This window comes from Rhodococcus sp. USK10 (genome assembly GCF_019378875.1).
Taxonomy (GTDB): domain Bacteria; phylum Actinomycetota; class Actinomycetes; order Mycobacteriales; family Mycobacteriaceae; genus Rhodococcus_F; species Rhodococcus_F pseudokoreensis.
In genome coordinates this window covers 6,884,183-6,906,342 of the sequence record NZ_CP076048.1, presented here as the reverse complement: position 1 = coordinate 6,906,342, position 22,160 = coordinate 6,884,183, and the positions used below count along the sequence as shown (strand labels likewise).

The following is a 22,160-nucleotide window of genomic DNA, read 5'->3' as shown; positions in this document are numbered from 1 at the left end:
TGGCGGACGTTTGATCACGGTACGGTAACGAATAGGCGATGGTCTGGCAACTTTGCCGCTACGACCTGCGTCCTAGATCACGAAAAGGTTGAGATCGGGGACGGTTTTCGCTTTACCGGGATCACTCGCTTCTGGTCCGGACCACCCTCGAAACGCAGTATCTTGCGACATGCACCAAGAAGCCCGGAAGCGACCGGGCACTACTGACAAGAAAGCTGGGGTTCCGTGCGCAGCAGATCCGATCGACTTCTGAGACTCGTCAGACGTCCGAGAGTGCCCGCGGTGATCGCCGCGCTGACGCTGCTCGTCACACTCGTCGCGCCCGGGATCGCCGGCGCGCAGCAGCCCGCTCCGGGCAACGACTACACCATCGCCACCGACATCACGTTCGCCCCGTTCGAGTTCCAGGACGAGAGCGGCAAGCTCGTCGGCATCGACATGGACCTCCTCGCCGCCATCGCCGAGGACCAGGGATTCACCTACCGGGTCAACGCCGTCGGATTCGACGCCGCACTGCAGGCGGTCACGAGCGGCCAGGCCAACGGCATGATCGCCGGCATGTCGATCACCGACGCCCGCAAGGCGACGTTCGACTTCTCCGACCCGTACTTCGAATCGGGTGTGCAGATGGGCGTGCTCGAGTCCAACGACTCGATCACCTCGTACGAGGACCTGCGCGGCAAGTCCGTCGCCGTCAAGAACGGCACCGAAGGCGCCACGTACGCGGAGTCCATCAAGGACCAGTACGGATTCACCACCAAGTACTTCGCCGACTCGTCGAGCATGTTCGACGAGGTCCGCACGGGTAACTCGGTCGCCGTGTTCGAGGACTACCCCGTCCTCGCCTACGGCATCAAGCAGGGCAACGGGTTCAAGACCGTCACCGACAAGGTCCCCGGCGCCAGCTACGGGTTCGCCGTCGCGAAGGGCCAGAACGCGCAGCTCCTCCAGGAGTTCAACACCGGTCTCGCCGACGTGAAGGCGAGCGGCCAGTACGACGAGATCCTCGACACCTACCTCAACGCCGACGCCTCCGACGACGACAACTCGATCCTCGGCCTGATCAAGAGCACCTACCCGCTACTACTCGAGGGCCTGTGGCTGACGATCGTCCTCACCGTGGTCTCGATCGCCATCGCGCTCGTGCTCGGCGCGATCTTCGGCCTGTTCCGGGTATCGACCAACATCGTCCTGCGCGGCATCGGCACCACCTACGTGGACGTGTTCCGCGGGACTCCGCTGCTGGTGCAGGCCTTCTTCATCTACTTCGGCATCCCGGCGGCGCTCGACTTCCAGATGTCGGCGTTCACCGCAGGCATCATCACGCTGAGCCTCAACGCAGGCGCCTACATGGCCGAGATCGTGCGCGGCGGCATCCTGTCCGTCGACAAGGGCCAGATGGAAGCGTCCCGGAGCCTCGGCATCAGCTACCTGAAATCGATGCAGAAGGTCGTGATGCCGCAGGCCGTGCGGACGATGATCCCGTCGTACATCAACCAGTTCGTGATCACACTGAAGGACACGTCGATCCTGTCCGTGATCGGACTCGCCGAGCTCACTCAGACCGGGCGGATCATCATCGCCCGCAACTTCCAGTCCTTCAACATGTGGCTGATCATCGGCGCGATGTACTTCATCATCATCATGGCGCTGACGAAGCTGTCGAACCGGCTCGAGAAGAGGATCAACAGATGACCGAGACACCGGCGACGGACAACAAGGCCGAGGCCGCCGACCCGAAGATCCGGGTGAAGGGCCTGAAGAAGTCGTTCGGCGACAACGAGGTGCTCAAGGGCATCGACGTCGACATCGCGAGCGGCGAGGTGGTGTGCGTGATCGGGCCGTCGGGCTCCGGCAAGAGCACGTTCCTGCGCTGCCTCAACCGGCTCGAGGACATCACCGGCGGCAACGTCGTCGTCGACGGCTTCGACGTGAGCAATCCCAAGATCGACATCGACCGGGTGCGCCAGCACATCGGGATGGTGTTCCAGCACTTCAACCTGTTCCCGCACATGACGGCGATCGAGAACGTGATGCTCGCGCCCGTGCAGACGAAGCGGGCCTCCAAGGAGGAGGCGCGGGCGACGGCCGTGCGGTTGCTCGAGCAGGTCGGGCTGGCGGAGAAGGCGGACGCGAAGCCGGCGAACCTGTCCGGTGGGCAGAAGCAGCGCGTCGCGATCGCACGGGCCCTGGCGATGAGCCCGGACATCATGCTGTTCGACGAGGCCACCAGCGCGCTGGACCCGGAGATGGTGGGCGAGGTGCTGCAGGTTCTGCGCGACCTCGCGAAGGGCGGCATGACGATGGTCGTGGTCACCCACGAGATGGGCTTCGCCCGCGAGGTGTCGGACCGGGTGATCTTCATGGCCGACGGGTACGTGGTGGAGGAGGGAACTCCGGAGCAGATCTTCGGCGACCCGCAGCAGTCCCGCACCCAGGACTTCCTGAACAAGGTCCTCTGACAGGTGAGTGGCGAAGCGTGCCGGGGCACGCTTCGCCACTCACCTGGGGGTCAGACGGTGGCGGGTTCCTTCGCGGCCCACGGCAGCTTGTCGCCGAGCAGTCCGTCGACACCGAAGCGGCCCGATCCGACGACGGCGAGCAGCAGCGACCCGACGCCGAGCGCCAGGACCAGTTCGTAGCCGCCGTCGCTCGCGAAGATGCCCTTGTCGATGTGGGCGATGAAGAACGCGCCGACCATGTCGAGGAACAGCAGGATCCCGAAGACCGGGACTGCGGCGCCGACGATGAGTGCGAGGCCGCCGATGAGCTCGAGCCAGGTCACGACGAACGCCGAGACGCCGGGGAGCGGCACTCCCATGGCCTCGAAGCCGGCGGTCTGGCCGGCGTGGCCGTTGGTGAACGCCTTCTGCCAGCCGTGGGCGAGGAAGATGACGCCGATGCCCAGGCGGGCGACGAGAATTCCCAGGTTCCGAACTGCGGGGTTGTTCATGGATGCGCCTTTCATCGAGGTGTCCCCGCGCGACCGGGACGACCATTGGTTGAACAGGCAACGATCCTAAGTTCTCTAAGTTGAAACTTCAACTTAGAGCCTGCGGCCCTGTGCGCGCCCGACGAGTCCAGGGACTCGCTACCCACTCACGGGCCGGAGGCCGTACACACGCTCGGCGGTCGCGGTGGACGCCTTCGCCAGATCGTCCGGGTCCTCGCCGCGGATCTCGGCGATCGCCCGGACCGTGTACGGCAGGCAGTACGGCTCGTTGGGCGCACCCCGGAACGGGTGCGGCGTGAGGAACGGCGCATCCGTCTCGACGATCAGCTGATCCGACGGCACCAGGGGCGCCGCCTCCCGCAGGGCTTTCGCGTTCTTGAAGCTGACGGTGCCGGAGAAGCTGAGGACGTAACCGGCGTCGATACATTCGCGGGCCATCTCGGCGTCCGAGGAGAAGCAGTGGAAGATCACCGTCTCCGGCGCCCCTTCCTCGCGCAGCACCTGCAGCAGCGCCTGGTCGGCCTCCCGGTTGTGGATCATCAGCGTCTTGCCGAGCCGCTTCGCGAGGTCGATGTGCCAGCGGAAGCTCTCGGTCTGCTCGGGGACGGTGGCGCAGCCGTCGAGTTTCCCCGGCCAGTAGAAGTCGAGCCCCGTCTCCCCCACCGCGACCACCCGGGGATCACCGGCGAGCCGCTCGATCTCCGCCCTCGTCGCGTCGTCGAGCACGTTCGCCCGGGTCGGGTGAATGGCGACGGCCGCGTAGACGCGGGGATCCCAGTGGGCCGCGTCGACGGCGAACTGCGCGGCCGCCAGGTCGTCGGCCACCGTGACCACCCGCTCGACCCCCACCGCGGCCGCCCGGTCGACGATCGCCGTGACACTCGCGGCATCCGAGGCTCCACACGCGTCGAGGTGGGTGTGGGCGTCGACGAGCGGGAACAGCGGCGCAGGGGCTTCCGGGGCGGGACGGTCTTTGCTCATGCGGACATTGTCGACGCCGCCGCCGCACGTGTCACATGCGGTACTTTCTCCCCGACGGGGAGGAGCCGTGTGTCCATGACTTCGAGCTCGATGAACGGCCGCGTGATCGCGGTGACCGGCGGCGCGAGGGGAATCGGGAGGGAAATCGCCCGACAGCTGGCGGTCGCGGGCGCGCGGGTCGCGATCGGTGACGTCGACGGCGCCGCGGCCCGGCGGACCGCGGACGAACTCGGCCGGGCGGGCGGGACGGTCGAGGGCCTCGCACTGGACGTCACCGACACCGGGTCGTTCTCGGCGTTCCTCGCGGCCGTCGAGGATCACTGGGGACCGCTCGACGTGCTCGTCAACAATGCGGGCGTCATGTGGGTCGGGCGCTTCGACGAGGAGCCCGAGTCCGCGACGGACCGGCAGCTCGCGGTGAACCTGCACGGGGTCATCCGGGGAGTGCGGCTGGCGGCCCCGGCGATGCGTGAGCGGGGCCGCGGCCAGATCGTCACGGTGGCGTCGGCGGCGTCGAAGGTCGCACCGTCCGGCGAGTCGACGTACGCCGCCACGAAGCACGGCGTTCTCGGCTACCTGACCGGGGTCCGCGAGGAACTGCGTGGGTCGGGTGTGCAGATCTCGGTGATCATGCCCGGGGTCGTGGACACCGAACTCGCGGCCGGGACGGCGACGGGCGCGGCAAAGCTGCTGGCGCCTGCCGACGTCGCGAAGGCGGTGGTCGCGGTGATCCGGCGTCCCCGATTCGAAGTGACCATCCCCCGGTACATCGGCCCGCTGTTCCGGTTGGTCACCATGTTTCCGCAGTTCGCCCGCGACTTCGCGGTCCGGCGGATGGTTCCCGACCAGGTGCGGTCCACGGACAAGTCGGCCCGCGCGGCGTACGAGTCGCGCACCGTCACCGGCGAGGACGGCGCCGGCCCGGGCTAGATCCCGAATCTGCGCGTCACGAAACGGCGGCGCGCAGATAGAGTGGTCGCACCATGAATGCTGCTGATTCCACCGCCTCGCGGCCACCTTTCTATCTGACGACGGCGATCGCGTACCCGAACGGCGTCCCGCACATCGGCCACGCCTACGAGTACATCTCCTCCGACGCCCTCGCACGGTTCAAGCGCCTGGACGGGTTCGACGTCTTCTTCATGACGGGAACCGACGAGCACGGTCTGAAGATGCAGCAGACCGCGGCCAAGGAAGGCATCGACGTCCGCGAACTCGCCGCGCGGAACTCGGATGTGTTCGAGGCGATGGACAAGACGCTGAACATCTCCTTCGACCGGTTCATCCGCACCACGGACGCCGACCACGAAGAGGCCAGCAAGGCGATCTGGCAGAAGATGCTCGACAACGGCGACATCTATCTCGACACGTACTCGGGCTGGTACTCGGTCCGCGACGAGGCGTTCTACACCGAGGCCGAGACCACGCTGCAGGAGGACGGTTCGCGACTGTCCACCGAGACGGGCACCCCGGTCGAGTGGACGGAGGAGTCCACCTACTTCTTCAAGCTGTCCGAGTACCAGGACAAGCTGCTGGCCCTCTACGACGAGAACCCCGACTTCATCGCGCCCGCGACGCGCCGCAACGAGATCGTCAGCTTCGTCAAGGGCGGCCTCAAGGACCTGTCGATCTCGCGGACGACGTTCGACTGGGGCGTTCCGGTGCCCGACCATCCCGAGCACGTGATGTACGTGTGGGTGGACGCGCTCACCAACTACCTCACCGGCGCCGGATACCCGGACACGGACTCCGAACAGTTCGGCAAGTTCTGGCCGGCGAACCTGCACATCATCGGCAAGGACATCACCCGGTTCCACACCGTGTACTGGCCGGCGTTCCTGATGTCGGCGGGAATCGAGTTGCCGAAGCGGGTCTTCGTGCACGGATTCCTCTACAACAAGGGCGAGAAGATGTCGAAGTCGGTCGGCAACGTCGTCGACCCCGTCGCCATGGTGGAGCAGTACGGCCTCGACGCCGTGCGCTTCTTCCTGCTCCGCGAGATCTCCTACGGCCAGGACGGCAGCTACAGCCACGAGGCCATCGTCACCCGGATCAACGCCGACCTGGCGAACGAACTCGGCAACCTCGCCCAGCGTTCGCTGTCGATGGTCGCGAAGAACTGCGACGCGCAGGTCCCGACGCCGGGCGAGCTGACCGAGGACGATACGGCGATGCTCGCGCAGGCCGACGCGCTGTTGGAGCGGGTTCGCGCCGAATACGACGTCCAGGCACTGCATCTCGCGCTGGAGGCGATCTGGTCGGTCCTCGGCGAGACCAACCGGTACTTCTCCAAGCAGGAGCCCTGGGTGCTGCGGAAGACGGATCCGGCGCGGATGGCGACGGTGCTGTACGTGACGCTCGAGGTGGTCCGGATCGTGGGCGTGCTCGTGCAGCCGGTGATGCCGGGCGCCGCCGAGAAGATCCTGGATCTGCTGGGTCAGAAGAGCGACGCACGGCAGTTCAGCGACCTTCCGACGCGCATCGTGGCGGGCACACCGCTGCCCGCGCCGTCGGGCGTATTCCCCCGCTACGTGGAGGACTGACACGCGCGGAATCCGTTCTTGTCGGACCCCGCAGGCACACTCTCCCCATGACGCCGACTAGAACATACATTCGATCTCATCACCGTGGATTCGGGAACGGAGCGCGCGTGTTCGACGACGAAGTGAGCCCCCAGGCCGCCGCGGCAGTCCACACCCTGATGGGTGAGTTGTCGGGCGCGTACGAGCGCGGGTGGCAGCCCGCCGACGTCATACATCTGGCGCGGAGATCGAAGGAGCCGTCCGACGCGGCGCTGGCGGCGGCCCTGGTGCTGCACGAGGCGGAGCGCACCCGCGCCGCGCACCGGGCGCCGCGGGACTGGGTGGAGCAACTGCGCACCATCGGCGAGCAGTACCCGGGCGCGTCCCACCTGGCGGCGCGGGTTCCGGTCGACGGTCCCGACGTTCGGGCGCTGGCCGCCGGACTACTGTTCGAGGACCCGTACCACTCCGTCTACCAGCTGACCGACCTGTCGCTGTCGTGGACGAATCTGCCCGGCTGGACGGTGCTCACTCCCCCGCCGTCGACGTGGCCGGTCGTGCGGGTCGCCGACCTGTCCACGGCGATGCCGGGCGAGGCGGAGGCCGACGCGAAGGTGCTCAACAGGATTCGCGGGCTCCTCGCCAAGGCCGAGGCCACCGATTTCGCGGAGGAGGCGGAGATCTTCACCGCGAAGGCGCAGGAGTTGATGACGCGCTACGCGATCAACGCCGCCCTCCTCCACACCCAGAACGGGGTGGGCAACACCGCGGTGCACAGTCGCCGCATCCACCTGGAGAATCCGTACGTCAAGGAGAAGGTGCACCTTCTCACGGAGATCGGCGACTCCAACCGGGTGCGCACCGTGTGGTTCAGCTCCCTGGCCATCGCGACCGTGGTCGGCACCCCCCTCGACCTCCAGCAGGTCGACATGCTCTTCACCTCACTGCTGGTGCAGGCCACGCGCGCAATGCAATTCGCGGACGCCGACAGTCGCAGCGGTGCGCGCACCACGTCGTTCCGGAAGGGATTCCTGGCGGGCTTCGCCAGCCGCATCGGGCAGCGGTTACGCGACGCCGACAGCCGGGCCACGGCCGATGCCGCCGACGAGGCGGCGATCCCGGTCGCCGATCTGCTGCCGATCCTGGCCACCAAGTCCGAGGCCGTCGACGCCGAGTTCGACCGCCTGTTTCCGCGGACCAAGAAGGCCCGCGGCCGGGCCGTCGACGCCAACGGCTGGTACGCCGGGCAGGCGGCCGCCGACGACGCGTCGCTGGCGCCCGGGGAGCGTGCCCTCCGGCGGTAGCGCCCGCCTAGTGCGTTGGCCATGAACGTTCACCGGTCAGGCCGCGGCTGCGCCGGCCCGTGGTCGACCCCAGCGTTGTTGGCGTTCGCTGCGGACGCGGGCGCGTTCTTGGCGTTGTGCTGCCAGGACCTCAGGGTGGCGGGCGTTGACGTTGCGCCAGCGCAGGTAGTCCTGCAGGCGCCGGGCCAGAACGGTGTGGTTGGCGTGGTTCGAATCGCCCATCACGAAGGTGCGCAACGGCCCGAACTGGGCCTCGATCGGGTTCGCCCAGGACGCGTTGGTCGGCGTGAAACACAGTTCGACGTTGTTTTCCGCCGCCCAGGAACGAATTTTGGGTGTCTTGTTCGCCGAAAGGTTGTCCAGGATTACATAAACCGGCTCGCCATCGGGGCGCGCGGCCCTAATCGACTTGAACGCGGCCAGGCTGTGATCGCCGCCCTTGCGGCGGCGGGTCACGCCCCACAGCTGGTCGTCACCGAGGCTGTAGCAGCCGTGGAAGTACCGGATTCCGTGGGTGCGGCGGTAGGTCGCGGGCAGCCGATGCGGCTTGGACCGCGGTGCCCACGCCGATCCGTGGCAGGGCCGGATCGACAACGGACCGAACTGGTCGAACGCGAAGCACCGGTCCAGGTGCTCGGTGGTGACCTGCTCGATCCGGTCCAGTTTCGCCTCCTTGTCCGGGTCGGTGGACTCTTTCCACGTGCGGGTGCGCTGGAACGTGATCCCACGCTCACACAAGATCTGTCGCAACCGCTCGCGTCCGACCCCAACGGCCCGGACCGGGTTGTCGGCCAGATAGGCTGCGAGTTTGCGCAGGCTCCAGTGTGTGAACGGCTGTCCGAGCTTGGCCGGGCGCGTGGTGGCCGTCGTGACGACGAAGGCGATGTCGTCATCGGTGATCAGGCGGGGACGGCCTCCCGCCCACCGAGGGTCCAGCGCGGCCAAGCCTTTGTCGTTGAACGCGTGGATCACACCCCGAACGGTGTCCTCGTCGGCGGCCACCAGCCGTGCAATTGCCGGCACCGGTGTCCCGGACGCCGATGCCATGATGATCATCGCCCGGCGCACCCGGATCGCCGACCCCTTGCCGCGGCGCACAATCTGCTGCAGCCGCATGCCTTCCGCATCGGTCAACCGACGCGCTCGAACCGGTTCCGCCACAAACCACCCCACACTCTCGACAGCTACTACCGCCCTCGAGAGTGCAGCAATCCCTGGACATACCGCCGGATTCTCAGCGGTGTGTCACCCACCCCGGCCAACGTTCGTGGTCAACGCACTAGTCCTTCCGGGACGCGAGCACCGTTTCGTACAGTTCCCGCTTCGAGACGCCGGTGGTGGCGACGAGCGCGCACGCGTCCTTGAGCCGGGTGCCGTCGGCGACCAGTCGCTCCACCTCGTCGACGAGGTCGGCGGGGTCGGACGCGACGAGGGTGGCGCCCTCGACCACGACGGTGATCTCACCGCGGACGCCCTCGGCTGCCCACTCGGCGAGTTCGGCGAGGGTGCCGCGGCGCACCTCCTCGTACGTCTTGGTCAGTTCCCGGCAGACGGCAGCGCGGCGGGTGCCGCCGAGCACGTCGGCGGCGTCCGCGAGGCAGTCGGCGAGCCGGTGCGGGGCCTCGAAGAACACGCAGGCGCGTTGCTCGGTGACCAGGGCCTGCAACCACGTCTTGCGCTGACCCTGCTTGCGGGGCGGGAAGCCGTCGAAGCAGAACCGTTCGACGGGCAGCCCGGACAGCGCGAGTGCCGTCGTCACCGCCGACGGTCCGGGCAGGCACGTCACCGCCAGATCCTCGGCCACGCACGCCGACACCAGCCGGTACCCGGGGTCGCTGACCGACGGCATGCCCGCGTCCGTGACGAGCAGGACGGTCTTGCCGGACGCGACGTCGGCGACAAGGGCGGGCAGCCGGGCCGTCTCGACCTGGTCGTAGAAGCTGACGACCTTGCCGGTGATCGTCACGTCGAGCGCGGAGGCGAGGGCCTTGGTGCGGCGGGTGTCCTCGGCGGCGACGACGTCGGCCGTCCCGAGCGCCGTACGCAGCCTCGGCGAGGCGTCACCCACGTCCCCCATCGGTGTTGCGGCGAGCACTAGGCGACCAGTCATGACCCACAGCCTACGATTGCGGCGTGACGATGCTGACGGACGAGCGACCGACGCCCTCCGCACGACAGCCGTCCCTGGTCGGACCGGCGCCCCTCGTGCCGCCCCCCGACTTCGGTCCCGTCGACCGCGCGCGCGGCTGGGTGGTGACCCTGTTCGTCACGGCGATCGCGGCGATCACCCGGTTCACGATGCTCGGTTACCCGACCGACGCGGGCACTCCCGTGTTCGACGAGAAGCACTATGCGCCGCAGGGCTGGCAGGTGCTCACCGGCGGCTGGCTCGAGGACAACCCCGGCTACGGGCTGGTGGTGCATCCGCCGATCGGCAAACAGCTGATCGCGATGGGCGAGGCCATCTTCGGCTACAACGGCTGGGGCTGGCGGTTCGCCTCGGCCGTGGCGGGCACGATTTTGGTTCTGCTGGTGATCCGGATCGTCCGCCGGCTCACGCGGTCCACTCTGATCGGTGGTCTCGCCGGGATTCTGCTGGTCGCGGACGGGGTGACGTTCGTCTCGTCCCGGCTCGGCATGCTCGACATCTTCCTGGCGCTGTTCGCGGTGGCGGCGCTCGGCTGCCTGATCGTGGACCGCGACCAGGTCCGCGAGCGGATGGCCCGGGTGTACGCCGAGGACCGGATCGGCGACAGCGAGTGGGGTCCGCGGCTCGGTGTGCGCTGGTGGCGGTTCGGCGCCGGGATCATGCTGGGCCTGGCCTGCGGCACCAAATGGTCGGGCGTCTACTTCATCGTGTTCTTCGGGCTGCTCAGCGTCGCCTTCGATGTGGCGGCCCGGCGCGCCTACGGGGTGCGCCGCCCGTGGTTCGGCGCCGGCGTCCGCGACGTCGGCCCCGCGCTGTACGCGCTCGTCGTCGTACCGCTGTTCGTGTACCTCGCCAGCTACTGGGCGTGGTTCGCCAGCGAGACCGGCGTGGACCGGCATGCCGTGGGCAACGAGATCGGGACCGGCGGCACGTGGTCGTTCGTGCCGGCAGCGCTGCGGTCGCTGTGGTACTACAGCGGCAACGTCCTCCAGTTCCACGCTGGCCTCACCAATTCGGCGGGCAATCATCACCCGTGGGAGTCGAAGCCGTGGACGTGGCCGATGGGTCTGCGTCCGATGCTGTACTACTTCGCCGAGGGCGATCACGTCACCGGCTGCGGGGCGTCGAGTTGCGTCAAGGCGGTCATGCTCATCGGGACGCCCGCCATGTGGTGGCTGGCACTGCCGATGCTCGCGTGGGCCCTGTGGCAGTCCGTGGTGCGGAAGGACTGGCGGTACGCCACCGTCCTCACCGGCTACGGCGCCGCGTTCCTGCCGTGGCTCACCACCCTGGACCGCCAGATGTACTACTTCTATGCGGTGGCGCTGGCGCCATTCATGGTGATGGGTTTCGCGCTGGTGCTGGGTGACGTCCTGGGAAGCGCGCGGGCGTCGTTCGAGCGCCGCACCACCGGCCTGCTCGCCGTCTGCCTGTATGTGGGGCTCGTGGTCGCCAACTTCATCTGGTTGTGGCCGATCCTCACGGCCGTCCCGATCACCCCGGAGACGTGGCAGCACCAGCTGTGGCTGCCCAGCTGGCGCTGACGCCGTAGACGAGTCGAGCCGTCCGGGTCCCGTGGGACCCGGACGGCTCGCAGACTGTTCCTCTAGCGGGACGAGATCCGGTCGCGACGACGCTTCGCCGCCACTCTCCGCATTTCCCTCCGCATTTCCCGGCCGTCGACGATCATCTGGTCCCGGGACAGATCCTTGTACAGCGAGAAGCACAACCCGATCATCACGATGACGAACGGAGCCGCGGCGATGATCGTCATCGTCTGCAGTCCGTCGAGTGCGGTGTCGCCGCCGGTCCACAGGATCAGCGCGGCCACGCCACCGGTGAGCACACCCCAGAACACGACCACCCAGCGCTGCGGTTCCAGTGAACCGCGCTGCGACAGGGTGCCCATCACCATCGAGGCGGCGTCGGCGCCGGAGACGAAGAAGATCCCGACGAGGACCATCACCAGGACGGTCGTGATGCCGGTGAGCGGCAGGTGGTTGAGCATCCCGAACAGCTGCCCCTCCTGGGTGTCCTGCCCGGCGAGGTCGATTCCGTCACGCTGCTCGTTGATTCCCGCACCGCCGAAGATCGCGAACCACACGAGGCTCACGGCGCTCGGCACCACGATCACGCCGACCACGAACTGCCGGATGGTGCGGCCGCGGCTGATGCGGGCCAGGAACATGCCGACGAACGGGGTCCAGGAGATCCACCACGCCCAGTAGAAGATGGTCCACGACGACAACCATTCGCCGGTCGCCGGATCGGACGACGCACCTGTGCGGGCCGACATCTGCGCGAGTTGCGCGGCGTAGGCGCCGATCGTCGTGGGCAGCAGGTTGAGGATCAGGACCGTCGGTCCGACGACGAACACGAACAGCGCCAGGACGACGGCGAGCACCATGTTGGTGTTGGAGAGCCACTGGATTCCCTTGGCGACACCCGACACGGCGGAGGCCACGAACGCGAGGGTCAGCAGGGCGACGATCGCGACCAGCAGGAACGTGCTGACCTCCGACATCCACCCGACGACCTGGAATCCGGAACCGATCTGCAGTGCGCCGAGACCCAGCGAAGCGGCAGTGCCGAACAGTGTCGCGAAGATCGCGAGGACGTCGATGAACTTGCCGATCGGCCCCTCGGCGCGGCGGCCGAGCAGCGGGATGAACGCGGAGCTGAACAACTGCTTGCGACCCTTGCGGTACGAGCCGTACGCGATCGACAGTCCGACCACCGCGTACATCGCCCAGGGGTGCAGGCTCCAGTGGAACATGGTGGTGGCCATCGCAGTTCCGATGCCACCGCTGGAACCCGGAGGGGGTGTCACGTAGTGCGCGAGCGGTTCGGCGACACCGAAGAACATCAGTCCGATGCCCATCCCGGCGCTGAACATCATCGCGATCCAGCTGACGGTCCGGAACTCGGGCTTCTCGCCGTCCTTGCCGAGCGGAATGTGCCCGAACTTGCTGAACGCGAGCCACAGTGAGAAGAGGACGAACCCGGACGCCGACAGGACGAACAACCAGCCCATGTCGGTGACCAGCCAGTCGAGCGCCTTACCCGTCGTGGTGTCGAGATTGTCGGGGGCCACGAGCCCCCAGACGACGATTGCCGACACCGCGGCGGCGGCGGCCGAGAACACGACGTGATCGGTGCGAACACCGACCCGTTTGAGCCCTCCGCCGACGGCCGCGTCAGCGGTGTCGGAACCTTGATCAGGCAGATCAGTATTCATTGCCATGAACAACTACGTTGGTCATTTTCGATGGTAAAAGCAAGCTAGCCCACCGCTTCACACCGAATCGAGACCCACCGAACGGTATCGTTACGCTGCGATTTTGCCCCATCCCGAGCCTCTTCCGAGGAGCCCGTCGATGCTGAGGCGTCCGGCACCGATCACCGCGAGAAGCAGCGACCCGGCGCCGAGTGCGACGACGAGTTCGTACCCGCCGTTCGTGACGAAGACACCCTTGTCCGCGTGCACCAGAATCAGCGCCCCGAGCATGTCGAAAAACAGCAGGATCCCGGCGATCGGTGTGGCGACGCCCACGATGAGAGCAAATCCACCCGCGAGTTCGACAGTGGCGGCCGCAACAGCCGAGATGTCGGGCCGCGGGACGCCCATGTCGGCGAACGACGCCTGGGTTGCCTTCACTCCGTAGTCGAAGAACTTCTGCCAGCCGTGCGCGACGAAGATCACGCCGAGCCCGATCCGGGCGATCAGTAGTGCGAAGTCACGGAAGAGTGCAGAAGCCATGCCGAGCGTCCACCTTTCTGGGGTCACACCGTCTGGGGTCACACCGTCTGGATGCGGCGCCGTCCTCATTCGGCGCCGTCCTCATTCGGCGCCGCGGAGAGCGGACTGCACGAAGCCGAGGATCTCCTCGTCGGACACCCCCAGCTTCCGCAGTTCCTGCACATACCCTGTTGCGGCCTTCTCGGCTCCGGCGCGTATGGGGTCACCGCCGCTCGCGATGAACGTGCCCTGCTTGCCCCGGGTTTCGATGACACCCTGCTCGCCGAGTTCCCGGTACGCCTTGGCGACCGTGTTCGGTGCGAGGCCGACCTCGACGGCGAGTGCGCGGACCGTGGGGATCTTCGTTCCCGCGATCAACTGCCCGCTGCGGACCTGCTCGATGATCTGCAATCGCAACTGGTCGAACGGGGCGGTCGACGAATCGGGGTCGATGTCGATGTCCACGGTCGGCGCCACCTCCGTTGTTCCACGCGTTGTATCAGACCGTAGTTGCGCGGTTGCGGCGCCGCAACGGTTACAGCGCGGCGACGGCGTCCTCGATCGGCGTCGGACCGGACGTCAGCATGAGCGTCTTCTTCGCCGTGTTCGGGTGGTCCAGGAGTGCCGCGACCACCGCTGCGACGTCGGCGCGCGTGACGGTGCCGCGTTCGAGGGGCGGAGCGGTGAGCGTGACGTGGCCGGTCGGGTCGTCGTCGAGGAGACCGCCCGGCCGGAGAATCGTCCAGTCGAGGTGGGTGCGGGCGCGCAGATCTTCCTCGGCGGCCGTCTTCGCGACCAGGTAGGCGGCGAACACGTCGTCGGTGCCCTCGGGGATCGGCTCACCCGCGCCGAACGAACCGACCTGAACGAATCTCTTCGTCCCCGCCTTCTCGGCGGCATCGGCGAGCAGGACCGCGGCCCCGCGGTCGACGGTGTCCTTGCGGGCGATTCCGCTGCCCGGGCCGGCACCGGCCGCGAACACCGCGGCATCCGCACCGGCGAGAGTCTTCGCGACGTCGTCCGCGGTCGCCGTCTCCAGATCGATCACCACCGGTTCGGCGCCGAGCGCCGCCACCTCGTGCTCGTGGTCGGGGTTGCGGATCAACGCGACCGCACGGTCACCGCGGGCGGTGAGAATCTTGATGAGGTGACGGGCGATCTTCCCGTGTCCACCCGCGATGACGATGCGCTGCGGAGTCGCGTCCCTGTGCTCGGCCATGATCGATCTCTCCCTCTTTCGTCGACTAGTCACGACTTACTACCCCCGGTTCAGCGCTCGGTGCGGGCGCATTTGTTCCCCGGGTGCAGAATGTCGGATATGGCGAACACCGCGACCATCTACCACAACCAGCGCTGCAGCACGTCCCGCACCGTCCTCGGATTGATCCGGGACGCGGGCATCGAGCCGACCGTCGTGAAGTACCTCGAGACCCCGCCCTCGCGGGACGGATTGCGCAAACTTCTCGACGACGCAGGCCTGAAGCCGAGCGAGGCGATCCGCAAGAAGGAGGCCGTCTTCAAGGAACTCGGGCTCGCCGAGGCGTCCGAGGACGAACTGCTGGAAGCGATGGTGGACAACCCCATCCTCATCGAGCGACCGATCGTCGTGACGGACAAGGGCACCGTCCTCGCCCGCCCGGCGGCGAAGGTCAGCGACATCCTGTAGGCGCTTCGCGCCCGTGCGTGGTTAGGGAGTCCAGAGACTCGTCAACCACGCACGGGCGGCGGAGCCGCCTACAGCGGGTCGCGGGCCACCGGGCAGGACATGCAGCGGGGGCCGCCGCGGCCCGAACCGAGCTCGGAACCGGCGATCCGCAGTACCTCGATACCCGACGCCTCGAGCCGGGCGTTGGTCTCGACGTTCCGTTCGTAGGCGACGACGACGCCGGGTGCGAGTGCGAGCGTGTTGTTTCCGTCGTCCCACTGTTCGCGTTCGGCGGTGACGTTGTCGAGTCCGGTGTCGATGACGCGCAGCTTTCCGATGCCCATGGCCTCGGCGGCGGCCGCGAGGAACGGGTCGGCGCCGCGGATCGACACGCCTTTGTCCTCGCGGTGAATGGTGAACGCCGACAGCGTGTCCTGAATGACCGGGTACATCACGACGGCGTCGTGGTCGACCATCGTGCACACGGTGTCGAGGTGCATCGACGCCCGAGCCTGCGCGATGGGCACCACCAGCACGGTGTGCGCCAGTTCGTCCTCGAAGACGCTGCGCGCCAACGCTTCGGCACCGGCCGGTGTGGTGCGCTCCCCCACTCCGACAGCGACGACACCCGGTGCCAGGAGCAGGACGTCGCCGCCTTCGACGGGGGCGGTGTGGGATTCGTAGGCGCGCCGGGCACCGCGGAAACGCGGGTGGTGGGCGTAGATGATGTCGGTGAGGGACGTTTCGCGGACGCGGGCGGGCAGTGCCAGCGAGGTGATCGCGACGCGCGGTCCGATCCAGAACGACGAGTCCCGGGTGAACAGCAGGTTGGGCAGCGGGTCGATGACGAAGTCGCCGCCGTGGTGCATGCGACGGACCAGCGACGCCGTGTTCGCGGCGACGGGCAGTTCGTCGAACGTCATGCCTGCCGTGAGGATAGTGGAGAGTTCGGGCGCCGGGACGCCGCGGAGGTGCGCGGCGAGTTCCTGCGCCAGGGTGTGACCCAGCTTCCGGGGGTCGACGGCCGCGCCGATGCCCTGGATGCGGGCGGCTCCGCTGGCGCCGAGTGTCTCGCTGAGCAGGTCGGACAGCAGCAGGACCTCGACGCCGCGGCTGCGCAGGAGGTCCGCGAACGCGTCGTGCTCCTCCTGTGCGCGGTCGACCCAGGGCAGTCCGTCGAACAGCAGTTGGTCGTTGTTGCGGGGTGTCAGCCGCTTCAGTTCGTCCCCGGGCCGGTGCAGGAGGACGGCACGCAGCTGCCCGACTTCGGAGTTGGCCCCCAGCGGCGCAGAACCCGACGCGTTCATGTCTAGACGGTAATGCCGGCGGGCCCGGCAGGCACGCTCAAACGCTCCCGCCGCCGACCGTGTCCCTCGGCCCCGCAGGCGAGTACCGTGAAGCGGCGGAGGTATCTCATGGACGAGAACTCGACTCTCTCGCCGGCGCACACGGATGCGACGGCGAGTTCGTCTGCGACCGCACCACCGGTTCCGTCCGTCCCGCCCGCCCTGGCGCCGTTCGCCGGTGTGTGGCGCGGCGAGGGCGAGGGCGCGTATCCGACGATCGACGACTTCGCGTACACGGAGGAGATCGAATTCGCTCCCAGTGGTAAACCGTTCCTGGCGTACCGGTCTCGGACCTGGGAGGCGGGCACCGGGCGGCCGTTGCACTCGGAGTCCGGGTTTCTGCGGCTCGTCGCCGAGGACGAGGCGGAATTGCTCGTCGCCCAGCCGACCGGGTTCACCGAGATCCACCGCGGTCAGATCCGGGAGGGGATCATCGAGTTGTCGATGGTGGCGCTGAGCGCGTCCCCCGACGCCAAACCGGTGCACAGCATCCGGCGGCAGTTGTCGGTGCGCGGCGGCGACCTCACGTACGACCTGTGGATGGCGCACGACCTGACTCCGCTCACGCACCACCTCCACGGGCATCTCCGCCGCGACTGACCTCGAGTATTGTTCAGGTAACCCGGTGAAAGGTTGCCTGTCGTGGAGATGCCCGAGTGGAGAGCGAAGGAACTGACGCCGGGACAGCTGTCGGAGCGCAGTGGCGTCGCGGTGTCGGCGTTGCATTTCTACGAGCGCGAGGGGCTGATCACCAGCAGGCGGACGTCCGGCAATCAGCGTCGCTATCGCCGGGACACGCTGCGGCGGGTCGCGTTCATCCGCATCGCCCAGCGGGTCGGGATTCCGCTGGCCGAGATCCGGGACGCCCTCGCGACCCTCCCCGAGGGCCGCACCCCGAACCGGAAGGACTGGGAGAAGCTGTCGACGCGGTGGCACGCGGATCTGGATCAGCGGATCGAGCAGCTGATCCGGCTCCGCGACAACCTGACCGGCTGCATCGGCTGCGGGTGCCTGTCGCTGGGGAGTTGTGCGATCGTCAACAGCCACGACCGGCTGGGCACGGCGGGACCGGGTGCCCGCACGCTGGACGTCGAACTGGACGCCCCCGCGCCCGGGGCGTGAGCGTCAGCTGTCGCCGAGCCACTTCTCGATCGCGTCGCGGTCCTGCCCGATCATGTCGCCGATCAGCTTCCTGACGAGGGATTCGATCTGTCCCCCGACGAGCGGGATCTTGACCTGCACCGTTCCGGAGACGTCGAGGACGGTGACGTCACCCGACGCGCGGAGCACCGACGTGCAGTCGATCTTGACGGGGATCCCGGTGGAGCTGCCGCTGATCCTGCCGTCGGCATGGTCGCCGTCGAGTGCGCCCCATTCGTCGGCCCGCTCGACCTTCAGTTCACCGGAGACGACCTTGCGCACCAGCCCGGGGAGGGAGGATGCGCCGATGGTGTCTCGCATCGTCGCCGTCAGCGTGCCGGGGCCGCGGCTGTCGTCGAGGGTGAGCTTCTCCGGCGCCTCCTCGAACCGGTGCTGCCAGAACGCCCGGTCCGTCACCGTCGCGTGCACGCGGTCGATCGGGTACGCGATCTGTTCGGAGTAGTCGAAGCTTTTCGCCATGACGGCAGCCTACGACAACCCCGTGAGTGGCGAAGGAGTCCAGGGACTCGTCAGCCGCGCACGGGTGCGGAGCGCGAATCCGCCGGAACAAGGGACGCGATCCGCGGGGCGGGTCCACACTGGAAAGCAGCAGCTGAGGGCAACTCGAGCAACCGAATGAGGGTGGGCATGGCCGACGGCGAACCTCTGATACCACCGAGTGCCGTCGACGTGGATTTCTCCGACGTCGCCTGGGGAGCGGACCGCACGATGTCCGACTTCGAGACCGGGATGTGGCGGATGGAGGAGGTGCAGCCGAAGCTGCGCTCACCGATCGTGGCGGTCGACGTCCTCGACAAGCCGCCGGACTGGGAGCGGCTCGTGCGCGCCCACGAATGGGCGTCGCACATGGTGCCGCGCATCCGGATGCGGGTGGTGGAGCCGACGCTACGGCTGGGCAACCCGATGTGGTCGGTCGACCCCGAGTTCGACCTCGACTATCACCTGTCGCGCGTGCGGTTGCCGGAGCCCGCGACGTTCGACCATGCGCTGCGGATGTGCAGGCACATGGCGACAGAACCGTTCGACCGCGCCCGGCCGCCGTGGAGCGCCATGCTCATCGAGGGACTCGACGACGGCCGCGCCGTCTACGTCGTGAAGACGCACCACAGCATCACGGACGGTCTCGGCGGCATCCAGTTGATGACCCTGCTGCACAGCAGGCGCCCCGAACCGACGCCGGACAAACCGGATCGGCCTGCGCCGTTGCCGGAGCAGATGTCGGGCGGCGGCGCCCTGTTCGAGCAGGCGCTCGACAACGTGCGCAGCGCCCCCGGCCGTCTCGGCGGCCTGATCCGCGGTGCGGTGCGGACGGCGATGACGGTCGTCGGCGACCCGGTGGGCAGTGTCACGGAGGTCGCCGGTTACGCGAACTCGATCCGCAGGGTGGTGACCCCGCCCCCCACGACGGGTTCGGACCTGCTGCGCGACCGGGGGCTCGGACGCTGGTTCGGGGTGCTCGAGGTGAGTGTCGACGAACTGCGTTCCGCCGCCCACGTCGCGGGCGGGTCGTTGAACGACGCGTACGTGGCGGCGCTGCTGGGCGGTTTCCGCCGCTATCACGAATCGTTCGGCCACGACCTCGAGACGATTCCGGTGGGGATGCCGGTGAGTATGCGTTCGGCGTCGGATCCGACCGGGGGCAACCGGTTCGCGGCGGCCCGGTTCGCCGGACCGGTCGGTGAACGCGACCCGATCGCACGGATCAAGAAGGTGCGCGCGATCATTCTCGGGTTGCGCCAGGAACCGGCACTCGGTCTGCTCGATTCCGCCGCCCCGATCCTGGTCCGGATCCCGACGGTGGTGCTGGCGAACTGGTACCTCTCGCAGTCGACGGGTCTCGATCTGCAGGCCAGCAACGTCGCCGGGGTCCCCGTGCCCGTGTATCTGGCAGGTGCCCGGATCGAGCGGATGTTCCCGTTCGGCCCGGCCCCCGGCTGCGCGGTCATGGCCACTCTGGTGTCCCACGTCGGCACGTGTTGCATCGGCGTCAATCTCGACACCGCCGCCGTGACCGAGCCGGCGCGGTTCATGTCGTGCCTGCAGGAGAGTCTCGACGAGATCGTCGAACTCGGCCGCGGGTGATAGGGAAGGCTGGCGCGATGGACGAGCAGACGACACGGCCACGGGTCTATCTCATCGAGACGATGAGCGAGATGGAGGACGACGTTCTCCGCACGTGGCTGGAGCGGCAGGCGAACGACTCCGGTCAGCCACCGCCGACAGTCCGAGTCACCGATCAGGCGCTCGCCGATCTCGCACGGCGGAAGGATGATCCGCTGCTCACCCCGCTCCGGGTGGTGTGGCTGCCGAAGGAGACCCATCCGGACGGCGCGCAGCGATTGCGGGAGACGCTGTCGCTGCGTGATCCGCTGCACCCCGGCCAGAACACACAGCGCCGGGTGATGCGCGACGACCCGGCGCGGTGCCAGGTCCTCGAGGGCGACCCGGCCCCGCTCAGCGACCTCGAACGCCGACTCGCCGAGAACGGGGGTGGATCCCTTCCGGATTTCATCCGTCGCCAGGCGGCGCTGACCCTGGAGCGGGCCGAGCGCACGGTGCTGGGCACGCAGTACAAGGTGTCGAGGTTCGTCGTCGACGAGATCACCGACGCCAGCCGGTACCACGACGGCACGCATGAGCTGTCGGCAAAATTGAATCTCCCCGTCGCCGAGGTGGATCGCCGTGCCCGCGGGGCGCTGGACGAGATGGTCGCCGCCCAGAGCCGCCGGGCCATCACACTGTGGGATCAGTTGGGCCGCTACTTCTCCCGCGCGTACCGTCTCGACGTCGACACCACCCGGCTCGACGACCTGCGGGAGCTGAACAAGGAACATTCCCTGGTGTTCCTGCCCAGTCACCGCTCGTACCTCGACCCACTGGTGCTGCGGCCGGCGCTGATCGCGAACGACCTTCCGCTCAACCACGTGATGGGCGGGCTGAACATCAACTTCTGGCCGATCGGGCCGATCGGCAAGCGCAGCGGCACCGTGTTCATCCGCCGGAAGATCGAGGGCGACGAGATCTACAAGTGGACGCTCCGCGAGTACATGCGCTACCTGCTCACGAAGCGGTTCAACCTCGAGTGGTACATCGAGGGCGGGCGGAGCCGGACAGGCAAGCTGCGGCCGCCGCGGTTCGGCCTGCTGAACTATCTCGCGAAAGCGTTCCGGGACAGCGGGATGTCCGACGTGTACCTCGTGCCGGTGTCGCTGACCTACGACCAGTTGTACGAGGTCGGCGCGATGGCGGCGGAGGCGCACGGCCAGGCGAAGAGCAAGGAGAGTCTGCGCTGGCTCCTCGGATACGTTCGGGCGCAAGGTCAACGGCACGGCGTCGCGCACGTCAACGTCGGTAGGCCGATGTCGCTGGCGGACTACCTCGGCCAGGAGGACGACCTGCGCCTGGCGGTGCAGAAGACGGCGTTCGAGGTGTGCCACCGCATCAACGAGGTCACCCCCGTCACGGCGTCGTCACTCGTCATGCTCGCGTTCCTCGGCATCGAGGACCGGGCGCTCACCGTCGCCGAGGTCGGCGGCATCCTCGGACCGCTCGTCGACTACATCACGGCGCGCTCGCTGCCCACCGCCGGCGACGTGGATCTGACGGATCCGCAGGTGATCCGAAAGGCCGTGCGCACCCATCTCGACTCCGGGGTCCTGAAGAGTTTCGACCAGGGCAGCGAGCGGGTGTTCTACCTCGGGCGCGATCAGCATCTCGTGGCAGCGTTTTACCGCAACAACACCATTCACTTCCTGGTGATGCGGGCGATCGCGGAGATGGTGCTGCGCGCCGCCGTCGATCAGAAGTTCACCGACCCGCTCGAGGACGGATGGAATGCGGCGCTCCGCATCCGCGACCTCCTCAAGTTCGAATTCTTCTTCAGCGAGAAAGACAGTTTCCGGAAGGAACTGCGGGCCGAACTGGACCTGATCGACCCGGCATGGGAATCCAATCTGGGCGACCCTCAGCATGCGGCGAACCTGTTGTCCGGAATGCGCATTCACCTGGCGCACCGGGTTCTGCAGCCGTTCCTGGAGGCGTACGCCGTGGTCGCGGCTCAGCTGCTGCGCACCCCCGTGGACCGGAAGTTCGACGAGAAGGCATTCATGACGGCGTGCCTCGCCCTCGCCGAGCAGCGACGGCTCCGGCAACAGATCGGGAGCAGCGAGTCGATCTCGGCCGAACTTTTCACGACCGCGCTCAAGCTGGCGCGGAACCGGGGCCTGGTCGAACCGAACGCCGAGAACATGGCGGCCCGGCGGGTCGAGTTCGAGGCCGAACTCCAGACCTTGATCGACCAGGTGCTCCGCATCCGGGCCATCGCACACGAGAATCTCGACCAGATGGGTGGTAGGTGAGT

Annotated in this window: 21 protein-coding genes; 11 read left to right on the top strand and 10 right to left on the bottom strand. The window is 67.7% G+C overall.

The annotated features are described in order from the left end of the window. Positions 1 to 225: 225 nt before the first annotated feature. On the top strand, positions 226 to 1,695 hold the full coding sequence (locus I1A62_RS38625; protein ID WP_374710722.1) for an amino acid ABC transporter substrate-binding protein/permease: 1,470 nt from the start codon (positions 226 to 228) through the stop codon (positions 1,693 to 1,695). Then, positions 1,692 to 2,462: an amino acid ABC transporter ATP-binding protein gene (locus I1A62_RS38620; RefSeq protein ID WP_124389267.1), complete on the top strand. Its 771-nt coding sequence runs from the start codon at positions 1,692 to 1,694 to the stop codon at positions 2,460 to 2,462. Before I1A62_RS38625 ends, I1A62_RS38620 begins: the two co-directional genes overlap by 4 nt. Positions 2,463 to 2,512: 50 nt before the next feature. On the opposite strand, the gene I1A62_RS38615 is transcribed toward I1A62_RS38620, so the two are convergent. Both I1A62_RS38615 and I1A62_RS38610 read right to left on the bottom strand, forming a co-directional pair. Next, a complete protein-coding gene (locus I1A62_RS38615) occupies positions 2,513 to 2,953 on the bottom strand; it encodes a DoxX family protein (protein WP_219457544.1) in 441 nt (146 codons plus the stop codon). A 138-nt stretch (positions 2,954 to 3,091) separates the two neighbouring features. Beyond that, complete coding sequence (locus tag I1A62_RS38610) at positions 3,092 to 3,934, bottom strand: TatD family hydrolase (protein ID WP_219457542.1); 843 nt, start codon at positions 3,932 to 3,934, stop codon at positions 3,092 to 3,094. 75 nt (positions 3,935 to 4,009) lie between these two features. Here I1A62_RS38610 and I1A62_RS38605 point away from each other — a divergent pair, with 75 nt between their 5' ends. From I1A62_RS38605 to I1A62_RS38595, 3 genes are all read left to right on the top strand, one after another. Beyond that, entirely contained in the window at positions 4,010 to 4,864 is an 855-nt protein-coding gene (locus I1A62_RS38605; protein ID WP_219457540.1) for an SDR family oxidoreductase, read from the top strand. A 53-nt stretch (positions 4,865 to 4,917) separates the two neighbouring features. Next, a complete protein-coding gene (metG, locus tag I1A62_RS38600; RefSeq protein ID WP_124389263.1) occupies positions 4,918 to 6,477 on the top strand; it encodes a methionine--tRNA ligase in 1,560 nt (519 codons plus the stop codon). Positions 6,478 to 6,584: 107 nt separating this feature from the next. Then, entirely contained in the window at positions 6,585 to 7,760 is a 1,176-nt protein-coding gene (locus I1A62_RS38595; RefSeq protein ID WP_257890651.1) for a DUF2786 domain-containing protein, read from the top strand. Positions 7,761 to 7,796: 36 nt separating this feature from the next. Here I1A62_RS38595 and I1A62_RS38590 read toward each other — a convergent pair whose 3' ends face one another. Together I1A62_RS38590 and rsmI are read right to left on the bottom strand one after the other, a co-directional pair. Continuing rightward, positions 7,797 to 8,894, bottom strand: a complete 1,098-nt coding sequence (locus I1A62_RS38590; protein WP_219457536.1) for an IS630 family transposase — start codon at positions 8,892 to 8,894, stop codon at positions 7,797 to 7,799. A gap of 145 nt (positions 8,895 to 9,039) precedes the next feature. Further along, entirely contained in the window at positions 9,040 to 9,870 is an 831-nt protein-coding gene (gene rsmI / locus I1A62_RS38585; RefSeq protein WP_124389261.1) for a 16S rRNA (cytidine(1402)-2'-O)-methyltransferase, read from the bottom strand. A 29-nt stretch (positions 9,871 to 9,899) separates the two neighbouring features. On the opposite strand from rsmI, the gene I1A62_RS38580 reads away from it, so the two are divergent. Beyond that, the gene (locus tag I1A62_RS38580; RefSeq protein WP_219461664.1) at positions 9,900 to 11,453 is read left to right on the top strand and encodes a dolichyl-phosphate-mannose--protein mannosyltransferase; all 1,554 of its coding nucleotides are present in this window, start codon (positions 9,900 to 9,902) and stop codon (positions 11,451 to 11,453) included. A 62-nt stretch (positions 11,454 to 11,515) separates the two neighbouring features. Here the strand turns inward: I1A62_RS38580 and I1A62_RS38575 are convergent, their stop codons facing one another. The 4 genes from I1A62_RS38575 to I1A62_RS38560 all read right to left on the bottom strand — a co-directional run bounded on the left by I1A62_RS38575 (position 11,516) and on the right by I1A62_RS38560 (position 14,867). Beyond that, on the bottom strand, positions 11,516 to 13,147 hold the full coding sequence (locus I1A62_RS38575) for a BCCT family transporter (protein WP_374710851.1): 1,632 nt from the start codon (positions 13,145 to 13,147) through the stop codon (positions 11,516 to 11,518). Positions 13,148 to 13,237: 90 nt separating this feature from the next. Continuing rightward, the gene (locus I1A62_RS38570; RefSeq protein ID WP_124389259.1) at positions 13,238 to 13,669 is read right to left on the bottom strand and encodes a DoxX family protein; all 432 of its coding nucleotides are present in this window, start codon (positions 13,667 to 13,669) and stop codon (positions 13,238 to 13,240) included. Between the two features lie 81 nt (positions 13,670 to 13,750). Continuing rightward, the gene (locus tag I1A62_RS38565) at positions 13,751 to 14,125 is read right to left on the bottom strand and encodes a GntR family transcriptional regulator (RefSeq protein ID WP_124389258.1); all 375 of its coding nucleotides are present in this window, start codon (positions 14,123 to 14,125) and stop codon (positions 13,751 to 13,753) included. A 58-nt stretch (positions 14,126 to 14,183) separates the two neighbouring features. Further along, the gene (locus tag I1A62_RS38560; protein ID WP_124389257.1) at positions 14,184 to 14,867 is read right to left on the bottom strand and encodes an NAD(P)H-binding protein; all 684 of its coding nucleotides are present in this window, start codon (positions 14,865 to 14,867) and stop codon (positions 14,184 to 14,186) included. Between the two features lie 99 nt (positions 14,868 to 14,966). Between I1A62_RS38560 and arsC the strand changes: the two genes are divergently transcribed. Continuing rightward, positions 14,967 to 15,314, top strand: a complete 348-nt coding sequence (gene arsC / locus I1A62_RS38555; RefSeq protein ID WP_338050663.1) for an arsenate reductase (glutaredoxin) — start codon at positions 14,967 to 14,969, stop codon at positions 15,312 to 15,314. 68 nt (positions 15,315 to 15,382) lie between these two features. On the opposite strand, the gene arcA is transcribed toward arsC, so the two are convergent. Beyond that, entirely contained in the window at positions 15,383 to 16,600 is a 1,218-nt protein-coding gene (arcA, locus tag I1A62_RS38550) for an arginine deiminase (protein ID WP_219457535.1), read from the bottom strand. A 108-nt stretch (positions 16,601 to 16,708) separates the two neighbouring features. Between arcA and I1A62_RS38545 the strand changes: the two genes are divergently transcribed. Together I1A62_RS38545 and soxR are read left to right on the top strand one after the other, a co-directional pair. Further along, positions 16,709 to 17,239, top strand: a complete 531-nt coding sequence (locus I1A62_RS38545; RefSeq protein WP_124389254.1) for an FABP family protein — start codon at positions 16,709 to 16,711, stop codon at positions 17,237 to 17,239. 42 nt (positions 17,240 to 17,281) lie between these two features. Further along, a complete protein-coding gene (gene soxR / locus I1A62_RS38540) occupies positions 17,282 to 17,761 on the top strand; it encodes a redox-sensitive transcriptional activator SoxR (RefSeq protein WP_308340759.1) in 480 nt (159 codons plus the stop codon). Positions 17,762 to 17,764: 3 nt separating this feature from the next. Here the strand turns inward: soxR and I1A62_RS38535 are convergent, their stop codons facing one another. After that, the gene (locus I1A62_RS38535; protein WP_219457531.1) at positions 17,765 to 18,259 is read right to left on the bottom strand and encodes a DUF2505 domain-containing protein; all 495 of its coding nucleotides are present in this window, start codon (positions 18,257 to 18,259) and stop codon (positions 17,765 to 17,767) included. A 168-nt stretch (positions 18,260 to 18,427) separates the two neighbouring features. Between I1A62_RS38535 and I1A62_RS38530 the strand changes: the two genes are divergently transcribed. Both I1A62_RS38530 and I1A62_RS38525 read left to right on the top strand, forming a co-directional pair. Then, entirely contained in the window at positions 18,428 to 19,882 is a 1,455-nt protein-coding gene (locus tag I1A62_RS38530) for a wax ester/triacylglycerol synthase domain-containing protein (protein ID WP_124389252.1), read from the top strand. Between the two features lie 17 nt (positions 19,883 to 19,899). Continuing rightward, positions 19,900 to 22,158 carry a glycerol-3-phosphate 1-O-acyltransferase gene (locus tag I1A62_RS38525; protein WP_219457529.1) on the top strand — a complete coding sequence of 753 codons (2,259 nt, stop codon included), beginning with the start codon at positions 19,900 to 19,902 and terminating at the stop codon, positions 22,156 to 22,158. Positions 22,159 to 22,160 lie beyond the last annotated feature (2 nt).